The organism is Bradyrhizobium retamae (assembly GCF_001440415.1).
Classification (GTDB): Bacteria; Pseudomonadota; Alphaproteobacteria; order Rhizobiales; family Xanthobacteraceae; genus Bradyrhizobium; species Bradyrhizobium retamae.
In genome coordinates this window covers 1-21,780 of sequence record NZ_LLYA01000057.1, presented here as the reverse complement: position 1 = coordinate 21,780, position 21,780 = coordinate 1, and the positions used below count along the sequence as shown (strand labels likewise).

22 protein-coding genes are annotated in these 21,780 nt (G+C 62.7%); 14 read left to right on the top strand and 8 right to left on the bottom strand.

Annotated features, from left to right (window positions below; translation table 11 throughout):
• Nucleotides 1-6 precede the first annotated feature (6 nt).
• On the bottom strand, nt 7-885 hold the full coding sequence (locus CQ13_RS08550) for an HpcH/HpaI aldolase/citrate lyase family protein (RefSeq protein WP_057842654.1): 879 nt from the start codon (nt 883-885) through the stop codon (nt 7-9).
• A gap of 101 nt (nt 886-986) precedes the next feature.
• Here CQ13_RS08550 and CQ13_RS08545 point away from each other — a divergent pair, with 101 nt between their 5' ends.
• Nucleotides 987-1,631, top strand: coding sequence for a carbonic anhydrase (locus CQ13_RS08545; RefSeq protein WP_057842549.1), 645 nt, complete (start codon nt 987-989; stop codon nt 1,629-1,631).
• A 65-nt stretch (nt 1,632-1,696) separates the two neighbouring features.
• Here CQ13_RS08545 and CQ13_RS08540 read toward each other — a convergent pair whose 3' ends face one another.
• Entirely contained in the window at nt 1,697-2,731 is a 1,035-nt protein-coding gene (locus CQ13_RS08540; protein WP_057842653.1) for an aspartate-semialdehyde dehydrogenase, read from the bottom strand.
• A 189-nt stretch (nt 2,732-2,920) separates the two neighbouring features.
• Here CQ13_RS08540 and CQ13_RS08535 point away from each other — a divergent pair, with 189 nt between their 5' ends.
• The gene (locus CQ13_RS08535) at nt 2,921-3,652 is read left to right on the top strand and encodes a hypothetical protein (protein ID WP_347337020.1); all 732 of its coding nucleotides are present in this window, start codon (nt 2,921-2,923) and stop codon (nt 3,650-3,652) included.
• Between the two features lie 219 nt (nt 3,653-3,871).
• A complete protein-coding gene (locus CQ13_RS08530) occupies nt 3,872-4,252 on the top strand; it encodes a hypothetical protein (RefSeq protein WP_057842547.1) in 381 nt (126 codons plus the stop codon).
• A gap of 152 nt (nt 4,253-4,404) precedes the next feature.
• Here CQ13_RS08530 and leuB read toward each other — a convergent pair whose 3' ends face one another.
• Nucleotides 4,405-5,517 (bottom strand): 3-isopropylmalate dehydrogenase, encoded by a 1,113-nt coding sequence (gene leuB, locus CQ13_RS08525; protein ID WP_057842546.1) that lies wholly within the window; start codon nt 5,515-5,517, stop codon nt 4,405-4,407.
• A gap of 245 nt (nt 5,518-5,762) precedes the next feature.
• Between leuB and CQ13_RS08520 the strand changes: the two genes are divergently transcribed.
• From CQ13_RS08520 to CQ13_RS08510, 3 genes are all read left to right on the top strand, one after another.
• On the top strand, nt 5,763-6,950 hold the full coding sequence (locus CQ13_RS08520) for a YbfB/YjiJ family MFS transporter (RefSeq protein WP_057842545.1): 1,188 nt from the start codon (nt 5,763-5,765) through the stop codon (nt 6,948-6,950).
• A gap of 106 nt (nt 6,951-7,056) precedes the next feature.
• The gene (locus CQ13_RS08515) at nt 7,057-8,226 is read left to right on the top strand and encodes a saccharopine dehydrogenase family protein (RefSeq protein WP_057842544.1); all 1,170 of its coding nucleotides are present in this window, start codon (nt 7,057-7,059) and stop codon (nt 8,224-8,226) included.
• Nucleotides 8,227-8,374: 148 nt separating this feature from the next.
• Nucleotides 8,375-10,156 (top strand): Rieske (2Fe-2S) protein, encoded by a 1,782-nt coding sequence (locus CQ13_RS08510; RefSeq protein ID WP_245309100.1) that lies wholly within the window; start codon nt 8,375-8,377, stop codon nt 10,154-10,156.
• A 34-nt stretch (nt 10,157-10,190) separates the two neighbouring features.
• Here CQ13_RS08510 and CQ13_RS08505 read toward each other — a convergent pair whose 3' ends face one another.
• The 4 genes from CQ13_RS08505 to CQ13_RS08490 form a co-directional block, all read right to left on the bottom strand.
• Nucleotides 10,191-10,976, bottom strand: a complete 786-nt coding sequence (locus CQ13_RS08505; RefSeq protein ID WP_057842542.1) for a molybdopterin-dependent oxidoreductase — start codon at nt 10,974-10,976, stop codon at nt 10,191-10,193.
• Nucleotides 10,977-10,993: 17 nt separating this feature from the next.
• Nucleotides 10,994-11,623, bottom strand: coding sequence for a cytochrome b/b6 domain-containing protein (locus CQ13_RS08500; protein WP_057842541.1), 630 nt, complete (start codon nt 11,621-11,623; stop codon nt 10,994-10,996).
• A gap of 177 nt (nt 11,624-11,800) precedes the next feature.
• Nucleotides 11,801-12,355 (bottom strand): fasciclin domain-containing protein, encoded by a 555-nt coding sequence (locus tag CQ13_RS08495; RefSeq protein ID WP_057842540.1) that lies wholly within the window; start codon nt 12,353-12,355, stop codon nt 11,801-11,803.
• A 342-nt stretch (nt 12,356-12,697) separates the two neighbouring features.
• Entirely contained in the window at nt 12,698-13,459 is a 762-nt protein-coding gene (locus CQ13_RS08490; protein WP_057842539.1) for an SDR family oxidoreductase, read from the bottom strand.
• 88 nt (nt 13,460-13,547) lie between these two features.
• Between CQ13_RS08490 and CQ13_RS08485 the strand changes: the two genes are divergently transcribed.
• The 8 genes from CQ13_RS08485 to CQ13_RS08450 all read left to right on the top strand — a co-directional run bounded on the left by CQ13_RS08485 (nt 13,548) and on the right by CQ13_RS08450 (nt 21,252).
• Nucleotides 13,548-15,077: a malonate--CoA ligase gene (locus CQ13_RS08485; protein ID WP_057842538.1), complete on the top strand. Its 1,530-nt coding sequence runs from the start codon at nt 13,548-13,550 to the stop codon at nt 15,075-15,077.
• Between the two features lie 200 nt (nt 15,078-15,277).
• Nucleotides 15,278-15,550: a hypothetical protein gene (locus tag CQ13_RS08480; protein WP_057842537.1), complete on the top strand. Its 273-nt coding sequence runs from the start codon at nt 15,278-15,280 to the stop codon at nt 15,548-15,550.
• Between the two features lie 203 nt (nt 15,551-15,753).
• On the top strand, nt 15,754-16,152 hold the full coding sequence (gene sdhC, locus CQ13_RS08475) for a succinate dehydrogenase, cytochrome b556 subunit (protein WP_057842536.1): 399 nt from the start codon (nt 15,754-15,756) through the stop codon (nt 16,150-16,152).
• A 14-nt stretch (nt 16,153-16,166) separates the two neighbouring features.
• Nucleotides 16,167-16,541, top strand: a complete 375-nt coding sequence (gene sdhD, locus CQ13_RS08470; RefSeq protein WP_057842652.1) for a succinate dehydrogenase, hydrophobic membrane anchor protein — start codon at nt 16,167-16,169, stop codon at nt 16,539-16,541.
• Between the two features lie 3 nt (nt 16,542-16,544).
• On the top strand, nt 16,545-18,401 hold the full coding sequence (gene sdhA, locus CQ13_RS08465) for a succinate dehydrogenase flavoprotein subunit (RefSeq protein WP_057842535.1): 1,857 nt from the start codon (nt 16,545-16,547) through the stop codon (nt 18,399-18,401).
• Between the two features lie 24 nt (nt 18,402-18,425).
• Complete coding sequence (locus tag CQ13_RS08460) at nt 18,426-19,211, top strand: succinate dehydrogenase iron-sulfur subunit (RefSeq protein ID WP_057842534.1); 786 nt, start codon at nt 18,426-18,428, stop codon at nt 19,209-19,211.
• Between the two features lie 846 nt (nt 19,212-20,057).
• Nucleotides 20,058-20,747, top strand: coding sequence for a helix-turn-helix transcriptional regulator (locus CQ13_RS08455; protein ID WP_057842533.1), 690 nt, complete (start codon nt 20,058-20,060; stop codon nt 20,745-20,747).
• Between the two features lie 85 nt (nt 20,748-20,832).
• Nucleotides 20,833-21,252, top strand: a complete 420-nt coding sequence (locus tag CQ13_RS08450; RefSeq protein ID WP_057842532.1) for a nuclear transport factor 2 family protein — start codon at nt 20,833-20,835, stop codon at nt 21,250-21,252.
• Nucleotides 21,253-21,379: 127 nt separating this feature from the next.
• On the opposite strand, the gene CQ13_RS08445 is transcribed toward CQ13_RS08450, so the two are convergent.
• The coding region (locus tag CQ13_RS08445; RefSeq protein ID WP_197427206.1) for a transposase at nt 21,380-21,780 on the bottom strand (401 nt) is incomplete at its 5' end.

The following is a 21,780-nucleotide window of genomic DNA, read 5'->3' as shown; positions in this document are numbered from 1 at the left end:
ACGCGATCAATGCCCCATAGCCGCAATCGCATCCGCAATCGCGATCGTGCGCCGCGCCATGTCGGCGTGCAGCCGTTCCACCATCCGCCCGTCGAGCTGGATTGCCCCGCGCGAGGCGTTTTCCGGCTTTTCGAATGCCGCAATGACCTTGCGCGCCTGCTCGACCTCCTCGGCCGGCGGCGTGAAGATCGCGTTGCAGGCCTCGATGTGGCTCGGATGGATCAGCGTCTTGCCGTCGAAGCCGAGATCGCGGCCTTGCGCGCATTCGGTCGCAAACCCATCGATGTTGCTGATGTCGCTGTAGGGACCGTCGAGAATTTCCAGCCCGTGCGCGCGTGTCGCCAGGATGCAGTGCGTGATCATCGGAATCATCGTGGCGCGGCCCGGCTGCATGCGGATCCGCGTTTCCCGCGAAATGTCGTTCGGCCCGAACACGAATCCCGCAAGCCTGGTTTCGGAATCCCTCGATGCCGCGGCGAGCTTGTCGGCGTCCAGCACCGCGCGCGCGGTTTCGATCATGGCCCAGACCCGGATCGAGGTGGGCGCGTTGATATCGCTGAGCCGATTGGCGATCGCGTTGAGATCGTCGACGGTGGAAATCTTGGGAACCAGAATGCCGTCGGGGCGCGCCTTGCCGGCCATGGTGACGTCCTCGACCCACCACGGCGTATCGAGGCTGTTGACCCGGATCAGCACCTCGCGCTTGCCGAACCCGCCCGCCGCAATCGCTTTGGCGATCTGGTCGCGGGCCATTGCCTTGGCGTCCGGCGCGACTGAATCCTCGAGGTCGAGGATGATTCCGTCGGCCGGCAGGTTGCGCGCCTTTTCCAGCGCCCGCGTGTTAGATCCCGGCATGAACAACAGGCTGCGGCGCGGACGGATCATGGGCTGGTTTCCTTGTATGACCTTGAGGTTCCGCGATATCATCTCGCACGGCGGCCTGAAAGCCTTGTTCCCGTCATCGGCTTATGGTTAGGCATGACACCATGACCTCTTTCCCGCAACATCTGCTCGATGGCTACCGGGCCTTCACCTCGCAACGGCTGCCGACTGAACAGACGCGCTACCGGGAACTCTCCGAGCGCGGCCAGTCGCCTGCCGTGATGGTGATCGGCTGCTGCGATTCCCGCGTCTCGCCGGAAGTGATTTTCGACGCCGGCCCCGGCGAGCTGTTCGTGGTGCGCAACGTCGCCAACCTGGTGCCGGTCTATCAGCCGGACGGCGGCGCCCATGGCGTCTCCGCGGCGCTGGAATATGCAGTCAACGTGCTGCGCATCAAGCATATCGTCGTGCTCGGCCATGCCCAGTGCGGCGGCATTCGCGCCTTCATCGATAAGATCGACCCGCTGTCGCCGGGCGACTTCATCGGCCGCTGGATGGCGATGTTCATCAAGCCGGGCGAGGTGGTCGAACAGCGCGAGCGCGAGACGATGCAGGAGTTCACGATCAGGATCGAGAAAGCTGCGATCTTCCGCTCACTGGAAAATCTGATGACGTTTCCGTTCGTGCGCGCCCGCGTCGAGCGCGGCGAGATGGAATTACACGGCGCCTATTTCGGCGTCGCCGAGGGTTCGCTGTTCGTGCTCGATCCGAAGGCGAAGGAATTTCGCAGCGTGAGAGGTGGCGAATAGCGAATGGCGAGTAGCGAATAAGGACGAAGTCTACTCGCTATTCGCTACTCCCTATTCCCGGCTACTTACGCTGCCTTCTTCTTCGCGGTGATCAGCTTGCGGTTGATCAGGGATTCGGCGATCTGCACCGCGTTCAGGGCGGCGCCCTTGCGCAGATTGTCGGAGACGCACCACAGTGCGAGGCCGTTCTCCACCGTCGCATCCTCGCGGATGCGGCTGATATAGGTGGCGTCCTCGCCGGCCGCTTCGTAGGGCGTGACGTAGCCGCCGGGCTCGTGCTTGTCGATCACGAGGCAACCCGGCGCGTTGCGCAGGATGTTGCGCGCTTCGTCGGCCGTGATCGGATTCTCGAATTCGATGTTGACGGCCTCCGAATGGCCGACGAACACCGGCACGCGCACGCAGGTGGCAGTCAGCTTGATTTTGGGATCAAGAATCTTCTTGGTCTCCATCATCATCTTCCACTCTTCCTTGGTGTAACCGTCCTCCATGAACACGTCGATCTCCGGGATGACGTTGAAGGCGATACGCTTGGGGAACTTCTTGTTGATGAGCTCGCTGTTGGTGTAGACGGCCTTGGTCTGCGAGAACAGTTCGTCCATCGCATCCTTGCCGGCGCCGGAGACCGATTGATAGGTCGCGACCACGACCCGCTTGATGGTGGCCTTGTCATGCAGCGGCTTCAGCGCCACCACGAGCTGCGCGGTGGAGCAGTTCGGGTTGGCAATGATGTTCTTCTTGGCAAAGCCCGCGGCGGCATCGGCGTTCACTTCCGGCACGATCAGCGGCACGTCCGGATCCATCCGCCAGGCTGACGAATTGTCGATCACGACCGCACCCGCCGCGCCGATCCTGGGCGACCATTCCTTCGACACCGAACCGCCTGCCGACATCAGGCAGATGTCGACGTCGGAGAAATCGTAGTGCTCGAGCGCTTTGACCTTCAGGGTGCGGTCGCCATAGGACACTTCGACGCCGACGCTGCGGCGCGAGGCCAGCACCACGACCTCGTCGGCGGGGAATTTGCGCTCGTCGAGAATATTGAGCATTTCGCGCCCGACATTGCCGGTCGCACCGACGACAGCGACTTTGTAACCCATCATTCACACTCCGAGGAAAAATGCCGCCCTGCCGCGTCAAGCGGAAAGGGAGAAGGCAGCGCTTCTATGCGAGAAACGCCGATATGACAACGTTTGGCGGCTGCGTTTGGGCGTTTGATGCATTCGTTTCCGGCCGGTTCGGCCGATTCCCATCATAGGACGACAATTCACCCGGCGCTGGTAAGCTTCGTGGACGAGGTCTACGGCACGCTGGCACGGCTCTGCGCCTATCTTATGACGCTCGCGCTGATGGCCATTGGCGGTATCGCGCTATGGCGGCATTTGCCCGATATCACGGCGATGGAGGCGGCGCCGAGGGCCTGGAGCCAGGCCGGGGGCATGGCTCCGGCGTTCGCCGTAAGCCAGTTCATTTTTCCAGGCAAGATAGAGACTTACGAGGTTTTGCGGCACCCCGAGGGGGGCCGCAAGGACGTGTTCCGCTGGAGCGGGCTCGGCGGCATGCCGGTCGCCGAACTCGAAATCTATCGTCCGGGCGAAGAGATCGATCAGGTCGGCTCAGCGGCCGGCTACCTTGCTGCAAGGATGGACCCGGCAGGCGCGCGCGAGCTGGAGGCCGCCGGAATCATCGCCAGCAAGTTCGGCGCCGTGACCCTGTTTCGCCGGGTCGGCGGCACGGAGGCCGCCAGCGCATGCCTCCGATTCTTCAAACACATCGATGAGCCGAAATTCCGTCTCTCGGGCTGGTCATGCCTGGGCGAGGGCGTGCCGGCCCGCCGCGCCGCGATCGGCTGCATGCTGAACCGGCTGATCCTGCTTTCGGCCGGCAACGATACGAAACTTACGGAATTGTTCGCCCGCGACGAAGTCAGGCGCAGTGATTGCGCGGCGTCAGGCGCCCCGGCGCTGCCTGCCGATTGGGTGATGGACGCCGATAGCCCGCGGCTGCGCGGCACCCTTTAGAACCCGCTTTGGTGGCGTCAAATTCCGCCGCCCCTCACGATTGTGGCAACAAGCGGCCAAGACACTTGTTTTCATGAAACTTTTTCGCTTCACACCGCATTATTCCGGCGCGGTGTGGCGCAATTGACCTAGCGACGACGGTGTTGCCACGGCTACAATGCACGCAACCAGATTTGACGACCCGCCGGCCCATCACGGGCGGACAATGACGAGGATGCAATGACCCGAAAATTACCTGCTGCGAGCAAGCTCGCAATGCTGCTTGCCGCGGCCGCCCTCGTCGCTATTGGCACGACCTCGGCCGACGCCCAGTCCAGGCAGCAATACGACCGCGACGGCCGCCCCTATTACGGCGCGAACGGCCCCAACCGGTCATACCAGCAGGGCCCGCGCACCCGCGTCTACGTCACCACGCGCTCCTGGCTCGATGCCGGCACCGAAGTACTGCCGGGGGACCGCAAGTTCCAGGACTACGCCTTCCCGCCGGAGCACGGATATCCGTCGTTCGCGCGCGAAAACCTCAACCGGCCGATCGACCGCCAGCCGCTCAACCCGCCGTCGGACATGGGCGGCTATCCGCAGCGCTTCCCGCTGTATTGATAGCGGCATTGATCAATTGAGTCGTCATGGCCGGGCTTGTCCCGGCCATCCACGTTTTGGCTGCGGAGAAAATGTAGGTGGGCAAAGGCGCGTTGCGCCGTGCCCAACATCTTTCTTTGCGTAAACTGGTGGGCACCCACCCTACAAATCGCTTACGCGTGCAGCTTCTGCAATTCCTTCAAAATCGCCTCGCCCATCTGCGTGGTTGAAGCTGCCGTCGTGCCCTCGGACTTGATATCCGCCGTACGCAATCCACTCGCCAGCACCGCCGCGATCGCCGCGTCGACCTTGTCGGCCAGCGCGCCCATATCGAAGGAATAGCGCAGCGCCATCCCGAACGACGAAATCATCGCGATCGGATTAGCGAGGCCCTTGCCAGCGATGTCGGGCGCCGAGCCGTGCACCGGCTCGAACAGCGAGCGGCGCTTTTTGGTCTTGGCGTCGACCTCGCCGAGCGAAGCCGAGGGCAGCATGCCGAGCGACCCCGTGAGCATCGCCGCGATATCGGACAGCATGTCGCCGAACAGATTGTCGGTCACGATGACGTCGAATTGCTTCGGCGCCTTCACCAGCATCATGCCGCCGGAATCCGCGAGTTGATGCTCCAGCGTCACGTCGTTGTATTCGCGCGCGTGGACGGCCGTCATGACCTCGTTCCAGAGCACGCCCGACTTCATGACGTTGCGCTTTTCCATCGACGTCACCTTGTTGCGGCGCTTGCGCGCCAAATCGAAGGCGACGCGGCCGATGCGCTCGATCTCATAGGTGTCATAGACCTGGGTATCGATGGCGCGCTTCTGGCCGTTGCCGAGATCGGTGATGGTTTTCGGCTCGCCGAAATAGACGCCGCCGGTCAGTTCGCGCACGATCATGATGTCGAGGCCTTCGACCGCCTCGCGCTTCAGGCTGGAAGCATCGGCGAGCGCCGGGTAGCACACGGCTGGGCGCAGATTGGCGAACAGGCCGAGATCCTTGCGCAGGCGCAGGAGACCTGCCTCAGGGCGCACCTCGTAGGGAACGCTGTCCCACTTGGGACCACCGACCGCGCCGAAGATGATGGCATCGGCCGCCTTGGCTTTGTCCATGTCGCCTTCCGAGATCGACACCTTGTGCGCGTCATAGGCGGAGCCGCCGACCAGCCCCTGCTCGGTCTCGAATGACGCGATGCCCGCCGCGTTCAGCCAGTCGATCAGGCGCTGCACCTCCCCCATCACTTCGGGGCCGATGCCGTCGCCGGGGAGAAGCAGCAGTTTATGGGTCGCCATGGTCGTTTACCTCAGACTGGTGTTTTGGCCGTCATTGCCGGGCTTGACCCGGCAATCCATCCCGCTTCGCGAAATCTTCTGACGATGGATGGATGCCCGGGTCAAGCCCGGGTATGACGAGCGAAGGAAATCCGGGCCGGAGTGCTAGAGCGGCATTGCGCGATTGGCAAGACACCATTGCGGCCGCAGAGCCTGTGCATCCCCCTGCCGGCCTGCCACAATGCCGTTCCGCCGGAGCAAATTCCTTGCACGCCCTCGACCGTCCCGCGAGTTACGCGCATCCCGCACGGCTGATCCTCATTCTGTCGCTGGCGCCGACCGTCGGTCTCGGCATCGGCCGCTTTGCCTATGCGCTGGTGCTGCCTGACATGCGCGACACCCTGGCCTGGAGCTATTCCGCGGCCGGTTTCATGAACACCATCAACGCCGCCGGCTATCTCGCAGGCGCCCTGCTCGCCTCGCGCATGATCCGGCGTTTTGGACTGGCCGCTTCCGTTCGATGGGGCACGCTGGCCTGCGTGCTATCGCTGGCGCTCTGCGCCACCACAGGCGATTTCTACGTCCTGAGTTTTGCGCGGCTTCTGGCGGGGGTCGGCGCCGCGGCCGGATTCGTCGGCGGCGGCGCGCTGGCGGCGACGATTGCGCAGTCGCGCCCCGAGCGGGCGAATTTTCTGCTCAGCCTGTTCTATGCCGGCCCCGGGATCGGCATCCTGGCGTCGGGACTGGTGGCGCCGTTCGTGCTGCAGGGCTTTGGGCCGGGCTCGTGGTGGATGGTCTGGTGGGCGATGACCGCGTTGGCGGTCGTCATGACGATCCCGGTCCTGCTCGCACCGTTTCATGCCGGTGCAGCCCTGACCGAAACGACGGCGGCCAAATTCGCCGTCGCGCCGGTCGTGATCTATCTCGCCGGCTACTTTCTGTTTGGCGCCGGCTACATCGCCTACATGACCTTCATGATCGCCTATATCCGCGACGCCGGTGGCGGTGCCGCGGCGCAGAGCGCGTTCTGGAGCCTGATCGGTGTCAGCGCTTTCATCACGCCCTGGGTATGGCGCCGCGTACTGGCGCTCGACCGCGGCGGCCTCGCCACCACGATCATTCTCGGTGTCAATGCCATCGGCGCGGCGATGCCGATCTTCGGGCATTCGGTGTGGCTATTGGGGATGTCCGCGCTGGTGTTCGGCGTGGCCTTCTTCGCCGTGGTCGGATCCACCACTGCCTTCGTCCGCCTCAACTACCCGCCGCAAGCCTGGCCCACCGCGATCGCGGCGATGACGATTTCATTCGGCATCGGTCAGACGCTGGGCCCGATCGTGGTCGGCGCGATCACGGATGCGCTGGGCAGCCTGTCGTTCGCGCTGAATATTTCCGCGGCGATGCTGGCGCTGGGTGCGGTATTGTCGGCGTTTCAGAGAAAGGTACGAAGTTTTTGAGTGGACGCCTGATGGTAAGGTGTCTGCTCGGCAGCGGGAACTGTGGTACTCTCTATCAAACGCGATGGGGCGATAGCTCTCCCGGGTCTCGAGGAGGACCAACGTCGTGAAGCGCGAATTCGACCTCATCGTCTATGGCGCGACGGGTTACACCGGCCGTCTCGTCGCCGAATATCTGGCGACGTCCTATCGCAGCGACGATGCTCCGTCCTGGGCGATCGCGGGACGCTCGACCGACAAGCTCCAGAAGATGCGTGTCGACATCGGCGCACCGGACGATTTGCCGTTGGTCAAGGCGGATGCCGACGAGCCGGCCACCCTGCGTTCGATGTGCGAGCGTGCGGCCGTGATTATCACGACTGTCGGGCCGTATCAGCTCCACGGTCCCGGGCTGGTGGCGGCCTGCGCGGCCACGGGAACGGCCTATGTTGATCTCTGCGGCGAGCCGGTTTGGATGCGGCGCATGATCGCCGCCTATCACGAAGAGGCGAAACGGACCGGCGCGCGCATCGTCTTCTCCTGCGGCTTCGATTCCATCCCGTTCGACCTCGGCGTGCTCACGGTGCAGGAGAAGGCGCGCGAGAAATTCGGACGCCCGGCGCGGCGGGTCAAAGCCCGCCTGCGCAAGGTGAAAGGCGGCATGTCTGGCGGCACCGCGGCGAGCGCCCAGGCGACATTGGCCGCCGCCGCGCGCGACCCGGCCCTGATCGGGCTGCTGACAGACCCCTTCGCGTTGACGCCGGGGTTCACCGGGCCGTCTCAGCCGTCGGGCCTCATCCCCGAATACGACCCGCACATGAACGCATGGCTCGTGCCGTTCCCCATGGCGCCGGTCAACACCAAGAACGTGCACCGCACGAATTTCCTGTTGGGTCATCTCTACGGCAGGGATTTCGTCTATGACGAGATGATGGTTGCGCCGGGATTGGGGGAAATCGCCGGCGTGACGACGGAGACGTTCGCCACGGTATTTTCCTTGTTCAGGACCGGCGGCCTCAAACCCGGCGCAGGCCCGACCCGAGAAGAACGCGAGAAGGGCTTCTACGACATCCTCTTCCTGGGCGAGCTGCCGGATGGCGGACGGGTCGAGACGGTCGTCAGGGGCGACCGCGATCCGGGCTACGGCTCGACCAGCAAGATGATCGCCGAGAGCGCTCTCTGCCTCGTGCGCGACGTGCAGGGCGAGGGCGGCATCTGGACACCGGGCGCGCTGATGGGTCAGGCGTTGCGTAAGCGTCTGGCGGAGCGCGCCGGCCTCACTTTCAGTGCGCGTTGAGATAACGCTCAGAGCTGCAGCGGCGTGATCCAACGCGGTTCCTTTCGGGCAGCCCCAAACCCACGGCATCCTCTCGCCTTTGCGCGAGAGGATGCCTATGTTGCGCAGTACCTGCAGCGCCCCCGAAGCGACAATGGGAGGTATGGGCATGGACGCGCCGAGCAAGGAATTTGCGCTGGCGGGCAGCCTTGACGAGTTGAAGCTCAAGGGGCGGCTCGTTGTGCACGGTGACCATCGTCCGATCCTCGTCATCTACGATCGCGGGCGCGTCTTCGCCCTTGACAATCGCTGCCCGCACATGGGCTTCCCGCTCAAGCGCGGCAGCGTCGAGGACGGAATCTTGACGTGTCATTGGCACCACGCGCGCTTCGATCTCGAAAGCGGCTGCACCTTCGACCTGTGGGCGGACGACGTGCCGATCTGCCCGGTCGAGGTGCGCAATGGTGACGTCTGGGTGAAGACCACGTTCACCCATGCCGATCCCGCCGCGCACTGGCGTCAGCAATTTGCGAACGGCCTCGCCCACAATCTTGGCCTCGTCATTGCCAAGGCCATACATGGTCAGCTCGCGGCGGGCGTACCGCAGACCGAGATCGTGCGGGAGGTGGCGCTGTTCGGGGCGCAAAATCGCGACGGCTGGGGCGTCGGTCTTACGATCCTTACGGCACTCGCCAATATCCTGCCTTTGCTGCCGGAGGAGGAAGCCTATCTCGCTCTATTCCACGGCGCGCGCCGCGTGGCGGCGGACTGCGACGGCGAGGCGACGCGGCGGGAACGCTCGCCGCTTGGAAGCCGGCCGAAGCCGGCCGCGCTCAAACGTTGGCTGCGGCGCTGGACAAACGTGCGCCATCGCGAGGCGGCCGAGCGCACCCTGCTCACGGCGATTGCGGCGGGCCTCTCCCCGGCTGAACTCGCTGATGTTCTGTTCACCGCCGAGACCGAGCGGGCTTTCGCCGACACCGGACACTCGCTCGACTTCGTCAACAAGGCATTCGAGTGCCTCGACCTGATCGGCTGGCAACACGCGTCGGCTCTGCTGCCGACTATCGTCGGTCAAATGGTAGCGGCCCGTGGCGCCGAGGAATCAACTGCCTGGCGCCAACCTATCGACCTTGTTGCGCTGTGTGAGGAATCAACCAGCGAACTCGCGGATCTGTTCGCTGCCGGATGCTGCTCGCGTAACTGGTCGGGCCACGCCGCACTGGCTCACGAGCTGCTCGGCGACGATCCGGCCAGGATCGTTGACGCGCTCAAGGAGGCGATCCGCGCCGGTGCCGCTCCTGCCGACCTTGGCCAATCCCTCGCCTACGCGGCAGCGCTCCGGGTGGCGCGCTTCGGCAACGCCAACGAGCACGCCGATTGGGAGACGGCGCATCACGTCTTCACCTACGCCAACGCGGTCCAGCAGGCGCTGACGCGCATCGGGACTGCCAACATCGACACTCACGTCACGGCCGTGCGCGGCGTATTGCACGGAGCGATGGCGCTCTACCTTGCCCGCTATCTCAATGTGCCGCCGGCGCGCATCCCGGGCGACGGCGGCGAGCAGCTCGATGATCTGCCCGCGGATCCAGAGACGATCGGCGCCGCCTTGCTCGACGCCTTCGACCGGCAGAGACAGGTCGATCTTGCCGCACGCCTGGTGGCACGGCATCTCACGCTCGGCCATTCGCCGAAGGCGCTGATCGCTACGCTTGCGCATGCGGTGCTGCGAGAAGATGCAGGCTTCCATGCGTATCAGATGCTGGAGGCGGGAGTCCGGCAGTTCGGCGCGTGGGGCGACACGGACGAGGGCCGACACATCCTGATCGCGGTTGCCCGCTATCTGGCGGCCCATTCACCGACAGAACGCGCCTCACTGCAGACAGCCGACATCGCCCGCCGGTTAATGCGGGGTGGCGAGCTGCATCAAGAGGCTGGATCGTCCTGAGGTCGCGCGCTGAGCGCGAAACGACCAAGCGCGACTAACTTCCGCTAAACGAATTATACCCCTGGTCTTCCCAGAAGCCGCCCTTGTAGTCGTTGGTGACTTCCATCGAGAGCACGTATTTCGGGTTCTTGAAGCCGAGCTTGGTCGGCACCCTGATCTTCATCGGGAAACCGTAAGCGCGCGGCAGGATTTCGTCGCCGAATTTGAACGTCATCTGGGTTTGCGCATGCAGTGCGCTCGGCATGTCGAGCGGCGAATTGTAGCCGTCCTTGTCGGCGCACTGGAACCAGACATATTTCGCCCGCGTATCCGCGCCGACCAGTTTGAGGAAATCGCGCAGCGGCGTGCCGGTCCAGCTTCCGATCGCGCTCCAGCCTTCGACGCAGATATGGCGCGTCACCTGCTTGACTTGCGGCAGTTGATAGAGCTCGTCCAGCGTCCAGGTCTTCTTGTTCTCGACCAGGCCACGAACCTCGAGTTTCCAGGTCTTGCCGTCGACTTCCGGCGCCTCGTCGAGATCGTAATAGGCGTTGAACGGGAACGGCTTTGTAATTGCGCTTTCCGGGAACGTCGGCGCCATCGCATTGGGATTGAACATCAATGCCTGCACGCCATCATTGAATTTCGAGACCTGTTTGAGCATCTCCTCGGCCGAGAAACTGTCCGTCACGTCGCAGCCGGTCAGAAGCGTGAGCGCGCCGAGGCTGGCACCGCCTGAGATGAAGCGCCGGCGGGTGAGATCCGGCATGGACTTGACGGCGTCTCTGACGAGAAGCGTCTTGTCGACGCCGGGGATCAGAAGCTTGCGCATGCGGCCCATAGTCGTACTCCCCTAAATTAGCGGCCGATGATCATGGCGCGCAGGCTCTTCGGCACCAGGAGGGCGAGCGCAACATGAACCACCATGAAGGCGACAATCGCCGCCATGCAGAAGAAATGGACGTAACGGGCGCCCTCATAGCCGCCGAACAGCGCCGTCAGGTATTGCAATTGCACCGGCTTCCAGATCGCCAGACCTGACAGCACAATCAGGATGCCGACGACGATGATGCCGGCATAGAGCAGCTTTTGCACGTAATTGTATTTGGTGAGATCGTCATGCGACAGCTTGCCGGTCAGCGCCGCTTTCGTATCTGAAATCACGCCCGCCGGCGTGATCGGCAGCAGCTTCTTGCGGAAACGGCCGGTAACAAAGCCCATCACCAGGTAAATCAGGCCGTTGACCATCAACAGCCACATCGCGGCGAAATGCCAGAGCAGCCCTCCGGCGAGCCAGCCGCCCAGCGTGATCGAACGGGGGAACGTAAAGCCGAATAACGGCGAGGCGTTATAGATCTGCCATCCCGACATGATCATCAGGACCATCGCGAAGGCGTTTGTCCAATGCAGCGCCCGCACCCAGGCCGGCTGAATGACCTTTGCCTTGGTTGAGGTGGCGTGTTCGTCGCTGACTGTTACGGCCGACATGGCTCATCCCCGCTTGCAATTCGTATCGAATATACGCCTGGAACCTGGTTTCGTTACTGCCATGATTCTATCAGAACGATGCATGGTGCGTATCGACTTCACGAAAAAGCGAGCCGGGTTGCCCCGGCCCGCCAATCCACACGCTCCCGTTGGGACCGGTCAGGGGCGCGCGGAAGCTCAGGACGCCGGCATCAGCACGGTGTCGACCACATGGATCACGCCGTTCGACTGGTTGACGTTGGTGATCGTGACCGTCGAGGTTCCACCCTTGGCGTCGACGATCCAGGTCTTGCCGTCCTGCTTCTTGACCGTCAGCTCCTCGCCCTCGGCCGTCTTGAGCTTCTTGCCATCGGTGAGGTCGGACGCGGCGAGCTTGCCGGGCACGACATGGTAGGTGAGAATCTTGGTCAGGGTCGCCTTGTTCTCAGGCTTCACCAGCGTCTCGACGGTGCCGGCCGGCAGCTTGCCGAAGGCGGTGTTGGTCGGCGCGAACACGGTGAACGGGCCCTTGCCTTCCAGCGTCGCGACCAGACCGGCCGCCTTCACGGCGGCGACCAGCGTGGTGTGGTCCTTCGAATTGACGGCGTTCTGGATGATGTTCTTGGACGGGAACATCGCCGCACCGCCGACCATCACTGTCTTTTCTTCTGCGCTAACTGGCGCGGTGATGGTGGCGGTGAAAGCCAGCGCGCTGAACACGGCGGCGGACAGAAGTGCAATACGTTTCGACATGGAATCTTCTCCCGAGGATTGCTGTATCCGGCGGGTGATCCGCCGGTGATGAAAACAACGACGCTGGTCGGTGGACCGGTTGATTGCGTCGTCGTTGGCCCGAGCTACGGGAGGTTTTTGGGCCGGTTTCGGCGAATAATTTATCGTGATGCTTGAAACTTTTGGGGAGCCGGATCGTGCGGTGATACGCCACCAACTCTCCCGCCGCCCCTGCGAAGGCAGGGGCCCATAACCACAGGCGTGAGTTATTGCGAGCGCTATGGCCGCCGTTGGTAGTCAACCACGAACGCCGGTGGCTATGGGGCCCTGCGTTCGCAGGGACGACAATGGAGGGAGCTCGCTTTAATCCCTGTTCGCCGGCGTCTGGATGAAGCCGCGATTGTGCGTCGGGCTGATCAGTATCTCGTTGACGCAGACCCGCGGCGGCAGGCCGGCGACGAAGGCGATGGTGCGGCCGCAATCTTCCGGCTGCAGCATTTTCGCCTGCTCTTCGTCCGAGGGCACCACCGGCCGCGATTTCAGGATCGGGGTCGCGACCTCGCCCGGCGACAGGCAGCACGCGCGCAGGCCGTTGACGCATTCGTCCATGTTGAAGGAATGGGTCAGCGCCAGAACCGCATGTTTTGTCGTGGTGTAGGCCGGGCCCGGCATCTTTGATACGTGACGGCCGGCCCAGGACGCGACGTTGATGATGCAGCCGTCCTTCTGCTTTCGCATCGCCGGCAGCACCGCGCGCATGCAGTAGAGCACGCCGTTGAGGTTGATATCGACGACCTTGTCCCACCCCTCCAGTTCCATGTCGGCCCAGCTTCGCTTCGGCACGTTGATGCCGGCACTGTTGACCAAGAGGTCGATCCGGCCGTGTCGGCTGAGGATCTGGTCCGCCGCCTTGTCGACATCCGCCTTGTTGCTGACATCGAGCGCGATCGCCTCGGCTTTGCCGCCCTTTTGGGTGATATTGGCCACGACCTTGTCGAGGGCGTCTTTCCGCCGCCCCGAGACCACCACCGTCCAGCCATCGGCTGCCAGCGCCTCGGCGCCGGCCTCGCCAATCCCGCTGCCACCGCCCGTCACCCAGGCCACGCGTTTCCCGCCATTTGTCATGCAAACTGTCTCCGTTGCTTTTTGAAGGGCGTTCTTGCTATTCCAACCTGCGAAATTCGCAGGCCAGTGCCCTCTTGGGGAAGTTTGCATGAACACGACTGCCAACGCCAACCTGTTTTCCCGGCTGTTCGATGCGCTCGACGATCCGAACCGGCTCGCGATCGAGATGCTCGATGGCACGCGCATCAGCTATGGCGAGCTGATCGCCCGCGCCGGCCAGACGGCGAATGTGCTGGTCTCGCGCGGCGTCAAGCCCGGCGACCGTGTCGCAGCCCAGACCGAGAAATCGGTCCCGGCGCTGGTGCTCTATCTCGCGACCGTACGCGCGGGCGCGGTCTATTTGCCGCTCAACACCGCCTATACGCTGAACGAGCTCGACTACTTCATCTCCGACGCCGAGCCCGCGCTGGTCGTCTGCGATCCGTCCAAGGCCGAGGGCATCAGCGCTATCGCGGCGAAGGTGAAGGCAAAGGTCGAAACGCTCGGGCCCGACGGCAAGGGGTCACTGACGGACGTAGCCGCCAAGGCCGATGCCGCCTTCGCAACGGTCGCCCGCGGCAATGACGATCTGGCTGCCATCCTCTACACATCAGGCACCACCGGCCGCTCCAAGGGCGCGATGCTGACGCAGGACAATCTGGCGTCAAACTCCTACAGCCTGGTCGACTACTGGCGCTTCAGCGACAAGGACGTGCTGATCCACGCGCTGCCGATCTATCACACCCACGGCCTGTTCGTGGCGAGCAACGTGACCCTGTTCGCCCGCGCCTCGATGATCTTCCTGCCGAAGTTCGATCCTGAAATAATCATCAAGCTGATGGCGCGCGCCACCGTGCTGATGGGCGTGCCGACCTTTTACACGCGGCTGTTGCAGAGCCCGGCGCTTTCGAAGGAATCGACCAAGCACATGCGGCTGTTCATTTCGGGTTCGGCGCCGCTGCTCGCCGACACCCATCGCGAATGGGCCGCGCGCACCGGGCACGCCGTGCTGGAACGCTACGGCATGACCGAGACCAACATGAATACCTCCAACCCCTATGATGGTGAGCGCGTGCCCGGCGCCGTCGGCCATCCCCTGCCCGGCGTTTCCGTTCGCGTCACCGATCCCGAGACCGGCAAGGAGCTCGCGCGCGACGAGATCGGCATGATCGAGGTGAAAGGGCCCAACGTGTTCAAGGGCTACTGGCGCATGCCGGAAAAGACAAAAGCCGAATTTCGCGACGACGGCTTCTTCATCACCGGCGATCTCGGCAAGATCGACGCCAAGGGCTATGTGCACATCCTGGGCCGCGGCAAGGATCTGGTGATTTCAGGCGGCTTCAACGTCTACCCCAAGGAAATCGAGAGCGAGATCGACGCCATGCCGGGCGTGATCGAATCCGCCGTCATCGGCGTGCCGCATGCCGATTTCGGCGAAGGCGTCACCGCGGTGCTGGTCTGCAACAAGGGCGCAGACGTCACCGAGGCCGGCGTGCTGAAAGCGCTCGACGGACGACTTGCCAAATTCAAGATGCCGAAGCGCGTGTTCGTCGTCGACGAATTGCCGCGCAACGCCATGGGCAAGGTGCAGAAGAACATTTTGCGGGATACGTATAAGGATATTTATGCGAACGCGTAGGAGCGCGAGCATGTCGCGACTAGTGTAATGAACCGCGAACGAGCTGTTCGCATCCAGAAGCATCTAGTCGGTCACCTCCCCCGTGCGCCGAACGGCTATAGTCCAACCAACAGGCTGATCACAAGCTCCCGCCAACAACGAGGCGCTTCGCCGACGGCAGCAAAACCGGCCGCAGAATCCGCATATCCGGTCGGCTCTGGATGAATAGCCTGGATGCGCTTGCCGCCGCGAGAAGGCGCCGGCATGATTCGCGTGCCGTCATGGCAGGTAAAAACCGATTTGGCTGCAAGCTACCTGGTGTGCGCCTGCTCGCCGACTACAAGCCGGCACCGGCGCCGCTGCATTTGATGCTTCAGCCGTCGCGGCTGGCTTCTCCGAAGATCAGAGCCTTCGTCGACTATCTCTCATGGGACGGTGGCGTGGAACCAACCCGTTCCGATGAACGGCCGACGCCCATAATTAATCGGAATTGAAATTCAATTCTTCGGCCATGCCAAATGGCTCTGGTATACCAAGCCGCTGATCAAGCGTGTTTCATAGGTTGCTAACAATGAACCGCGGTTCCATTCCAAGCGATTTGGCCGTTGCGCGGACCGACTCGACTACGTAAATAGAATTCATCTACCGCGTTCCCCGATGGGGCCGGCCGCGGTCCCATAAAACATAAAGTCGCCGAATGACCGCCAGGATCGAACGACCGCTATCGCCCCATTTGCAGACCTATCGCGTCACTCTGACGATGGCGCTTTCCCTCATCCACCGCGCCACCGGGATTGCGCTCTATTTCGGTACCCTGCTGCTGGCCTGGTGGCTGATCGCCGCCGCCTCCGGCCCCGGAGCCTATGCCAATGTCCAGGCCTTCACCGGCAACATCATCGGCAAGCTGATCGTGTTCGGCTACACTTGGGCGCTGCTGCACCATCTGGTCAGCGGTATCCGCTACTTCTTCTGGGACCTCGGCTACGGCTTCAAGGCCAACGAGCGCGAGGCCCTCACCTGGGGCGCGCTGATCGCCGGCATTTCGCTGACCGTCCTGGTCTGGATCATCGCCTACACGGTCGGAGGCGGACGATGAGCCGCCCCTCCTCAATGCGCACGCCGCTCGGCCGCGTCCGCTATCTCGGTTCCTCGCATTCCGGCACCACCGATTTCTGGCGCCAGCGCCTTACGGCGGTGGCGATGACGGTGCTGATCGTGCCCGTCATCGTGATCGTGCTGATGCTGATCGGCCGCAATCAGGCCGGCGCAGCGCAAATCCTCGGCTCGCTTCCGATCGCCATCATCCTTGTCCTCTTCATCATCGCCAGCGTCTGGCACATGAAGATCGGCATGCAGATCATCATCGAGGACTATGTGCACAACGAGACGCTGAAGCTCGCCAGCGTGATGGCCAATAATTTCTTCTGTATCGCGGTCGCCTTGGCGTCGATCTACGCGATCGTCAAATTGTCATCGGGAGTGTAACCCATGGCTGCTCAAGGTTCGGCCGCTGAAGGTAACGGCAAGGCCACTAAGGCCAGTGGCCCGGCCAGCAACGGAAAAGCCTATCCGATCGAGGACCACAGCTACGACGTTGTGGTCGTCGGCGCCGGCGGCGCCGGCCTGCGCGCCGTGGTCGGCTGCAGCGAGGCTGGCCTGCGTACCGCCTGTATTACAAAAGTGTTCCCGACCCGCTCGCATACGGTCGCGGCCCAAGGCGGCATTTCGGCTTCGCTCGGCAACATGCATCAGGACGACTGGCGCTGGCACATGTACGACACCGTCAAGGGGTCGGACTGGCTCGGCGACCAGGACGCGATCGAATACATGGTGCGCAATGCGCCGGAAGCCGTCTACGAGTTGGAGCATTGGGGCGTGCCGTTTTCGCGCACCGAGGACGGCAAGATCTACCAGCGTCCATTCGGCGGCATGACCATGGACTACGGCAAGGGCCAGGCGCAGCGCACCTGCGCCGCCGCCGACCGCACCGGTCACGCCATGCTGCACACGATGTACGGCCAGGCGCTGCGCCATTCGGCCGAGTTCTATATCGAATTCTTCGCCATCGACCTGATCATGGACGACCAGGGCGTCTGCCGCGGCGTCATCGCGCTCAGGCTCGACGACGGCACGCTGCACCGCTTCCGTGCCCAGACCACGATTCTCGCCACCGGCGGCTATGGCCGCGCCTACGCCTCCTGCACCTCGGCGCATACCTGCACCGGCGATGGCGGCGGCATGGTGCTGCGCGCCGGCCTGCCGTTGCAGGACATGGAGTTCGTCCAGTTCCACCCGACCGGGATCTACGGCGCCGGCTGTCTCGTCACCGAGGGCGCGCGCGGCGAAGGCGGCTATCTCGTCAATTCCGAGGGCGAGCGCTTCATGGAGCGCTATGCGCCTTCCGCCAAGGACCTCGCCTCCCGCGACGTTGTCTCGCGCTCGATGACCATCGAGATCCGTGAAGGCCGCGGCGTCGGCAAGAAGAAGGACCACATCTACCTGCACCTCGATCATCTCGATCCGAAGGTGCTGCAGGAACGGCTGCCCGGCATTTCCGAATCGGCGAAGATCTTCGCCAATGTCGACGTCACCCGCGAGCCGATTCCGATCGTGCCGACCGTGCACTACAACATGGGCGGCATTCCCACCAATTATCACGCCGAAGTCCTGACCAAGAAGGATGGCGACGACAATGCCGTGGTGCCGGGCCTGATGGCGATCGGCGAAGCGGCCTGCGTGTCCGTGCATGGCGCCAACCGGCTCGGCTCCAACTCGCTGATCGACCTCGTCGTGTTCGGCCGCGCCGCCGCGCTGCGGCTCGCGGAAAAACTGACGCCCAACGGCAAGCAGCCCGAATTGCCTAAGGATTCCGCCGATTTGGCGCTCGGACGGCTCGATCATTACCGCCATGCCTCCGGCGGCACGCCGACCGCGAAGCTGCGGGACAGCATGCAGCACGTGATGCAGAACAATTGCGCGGTGTTCCGCACCGGCGAAATCCTGCACGAAGGCCAGAACCTGATCCACAAGGTGCATGGCGGCATCGGCGACATCGCGACCACCGACCGCTCGCTGGTGTGGAATTCCGACCTGATCGAGACGCTCGAATTCGATAATCTGATCGTGCAGGCGGTGGTTACCATGGATTCGGCGGCGAACCGCACCGAAAGCCGCGGCGCCCATGCGCGCGAGGACTTTGCCGAGCGCGACGACAAGAACTGGATGAAGCACACGCTGGCCTGGATCGATCCGAACGGCAAGACCGTGATCGACTACCGCCCGGTGCACGACTACACGATGACGAATGACGTCCAGTACATCCCGCCGAAGGCGCGGGTGTATTGATGACGACAGCGAAGGCTTGCAAGCATGGCTGAATTCACGCTTCCGAAAAATTCGAAGATCACCGGCGGCAAGGCCTGGCCGAAGCCGGCAGGCGCGACCGAAACGCGCGAGTTCCGGGTCTATCGCTGGAATCCGGACGACGGCAAGAACCCGAGCGTCGACACCTATCATGTCGACATCAACGATTGCGGGCCGATGGTCCTGGACGGCCTGATCTGGATCAAGAACAACATCGACCCGACGCTGACCTTCCGCCGCTCCTGCCGCGAAGGCGTCTGCGGCTCCTGTGCCATGAACATCGACGGCCAGAACACGCTGGCCTGCACCAAGTCGATGCACGACGTGGCCGCAGGTGGCGCCGTGAAGGTCAATCCGCTGCCGCATCAGCCGGTGGTGAAGGATCTGGTGCCCGACCTCACGAACTTCTACGCGCAATATGCCTCGATCGAGCCGTGGCTGCAGACCACGACGCCGACGCCGCAGAAGGAATGGAAGCAAAGCCACGAGGACCGTGAAAAGCTCGACGGCCTTTACGAGTGCATCCTGTGCGCCTGCTGCTCGACTTCCTGCCCGAGCTACTGGTGGAACAGCGAACGCTTCCTCGGGCCCGCCGCACTGCTGCAGGCGACGCGCTGGGTGAACGATTCCCGCGATGAGGCCACTGGCGAACGGCTCGACAACCTCGAAGACCCGTTCCGGTTGTACCGCTGCCACACCATCATGAACTGCGCCAAGGCCTGCCCGAAGGGCCTGAACCCCTCGGAAGCCATCGCCGAGCTCAAGCTCAAGATGGTCGAGCGCCAGATCTAGCCGTGATGCCGTAGATGGGTAACGTGTCTGGAGACAATATAGTTCTTCTTAGACAATATAGTTCTTCCTAACCAATAATGTTCTTTCGAACCCAGTGTGTCGGAGGCATGGCCGACGCGGCTTGGACCGTTGCATGGCTTTTCAATACCTGCATTACAATTGGCCCGACTATCTCTATTGGGAAACCGAACTCGAAAGGTGAGCCCTCTGTCTGTCTTTTTGTGATGTCACGCACCTCATAAAGGCGTCAAACACCACATAAGTGCGTCACGGTAGATTGCTTTTACCACCTATTAGGCACGTTCACTCGTCGCTGAATTGCGGCTGACAATCACAACGCATACGCCGGCTCGGCTGCTTTCAAACGAGCTTGACTTGCAGTTTGAGCTCGCGCGGTGCGATCTTGTCTCCTCCTACGATTTGCGGTTTGCTCAAGCTTGGATCCCGGCACGAGTATTGTGGAGTTGCAGGCACGCCCGCCGTTGTTGCGAACAAGTGCGAGTGCCGGCCGGTCCTTGATGTCACGGCATGCATCACGTCCGCTTGGCCCGGCCGCGGCGCATCTTACGCCGGCTGCCCAAATCTAGGCCGTGTACCTATAAAACCCGGCGGCGTCATGTGACTGGTGACTACGTCCGCTTTGCTCCTATAGCGACCAGTTTGTGCAGCGGCGCAATATGTCGCGAAGGGCCAATAGCGGCCATCCATAAGGTGGATTCGGCGGCCGACTTGACGGGTTGCAGGCTTTCCGTTTGGCTTACGATCTGTGACCTCTGGTTGCTCGCTGTTGCCCAATCGGCGCACCGGCACGCGCAAGGATAATTCAGCCGCCCGAGGAGTGTTGAAATGCCCCGGTCCGATAGGCTCCTCGAGTTGATCCAGTTCCTTCGAACCCGTCGACGTCCAGTCGGGGGAGCGCAACTCGCTGATGAATTTGGCGTCTCGCTCCGAACGATTTATCGCGACATACAAACGCTGATCGCCAGGGGTGCGCCGATCGACGGCGAAGCGGGCGTCGGTTATGTGCTCCGACCGGGCTTCACCGTGCCACCACTGATGTTTTCCAGCGACGAGATTGAGGCGGTGGTGCTCGGATCGCAGATGGTGGCGCGAAGCGCGGACATCACGCTGACCAAGGCCGCACGCAATGCGCTGGCGAAGATCACGGCGGTGTTGCCAGCGGGCAGAAGCGACGAAGCCGACGCCTCTGGACTTCTCGCGGGCCCTATCTCGGCCGCGGTGGAAAGCGTGAACCTGGCACCCATTCGGAGCGCTATCCGAATGGAGCGCAAGATATGGATCAGTTACAGCGACGAAGCCGGCCTACAGACCGAACGCAACATATGGCCTATTTTGCTAACTTTCTGCGCGACGGTGCGATTGCTTGCCGCGTGGTGTGAACTTCGCGAAGGCTATCGGCAATTCCGAACCGATCGAATCGTTGCGTTTGCTGAGATCGGAGAGGCTTACCCGAGACGCCGCCATGCCCTGGTCAAGGAATGGCGCGAAATCGAGGGATTATCCGAGCCTCAATGACTCGCTGCTGACAGAATCTGTCATCCCGGTTCCGCTAGTATTTGGCTTCTAAGCGGCCGGACTGGCCGCGACACCGGGAGCACACATGTCGATAGAACTGGAAACCAGCGAACGTACCTTTCGTGATGCCGAAGCGGTGCTCGATCGTGCCCAGAAATTGATGAGCTCGGGGGATATCTCTGAGATCATGAAGACCTTCGCCCCAGATGTTGTGGTCAGGTTCGCCGATTTTCCCGAAACGCACGGTAGACCGCCTCTAGAGAAGTTCTTGTTGGCGCGTTTCGCGCGCCAGAAGAATTACCGGCTGCAAAAACAACTACGCGCGGTATCGGGCAGCGTCATTGTCTGTTACTGGGAGGGCGAGTGGGACGACGGACAAGACGGCCGCCAGATGGAAGGGCGCGGAATCGAAATCCTGACCATGCGAGGGAACGAGATCGCCGAATGGGAAGCGACCTTCAATGTCTGGCAGAAAGGTAGCGCGCCGTCGCTGCCGATCATTTAGCTGACCAGCACACGATGTCCGAAATGGGTCGATTTTGTTGCAAAAGTCGGGTGCAAGGGATCGGGTCGTTTGGCGTTTTGTTAGGACGGCGGCTTAACGCCGCCGGCCTTGGCGCTCAACTCCAACGCTACGCGGTGCACAGAACTTCTGCCGGTGGCGGTCGCGCAACCAGTGACGCGAGCCGCCTCAGGTTCTGAGCGATGGCAGCTAAAACAAACTCGTCCTGGGCGCCTTGTGGACCACGCAGTCGAAGTCGACCGAGCTTAAGGATGCGCTTCAGGTGCGCAAACCGCATCTCGATCTTCTTGCGCTCACGTCGTGATGTCTCGAAGCCCTCGGTGCCAGCGAACGACCGGGCGACGTCCCGGGCGTGCTCATGTATGTCGCGCGGGATCTTGCGCGATGGTTCTTTTGGACAGCACTGCGGTTTGAGCGGGCATACATCGCAGTCGAGCTTGCTCGCACGATACAACAGCGTCTTGCCCTCGTGCACGGTGCCGCTCGTTCCGAGCCGCTTTCCGCCCGGGC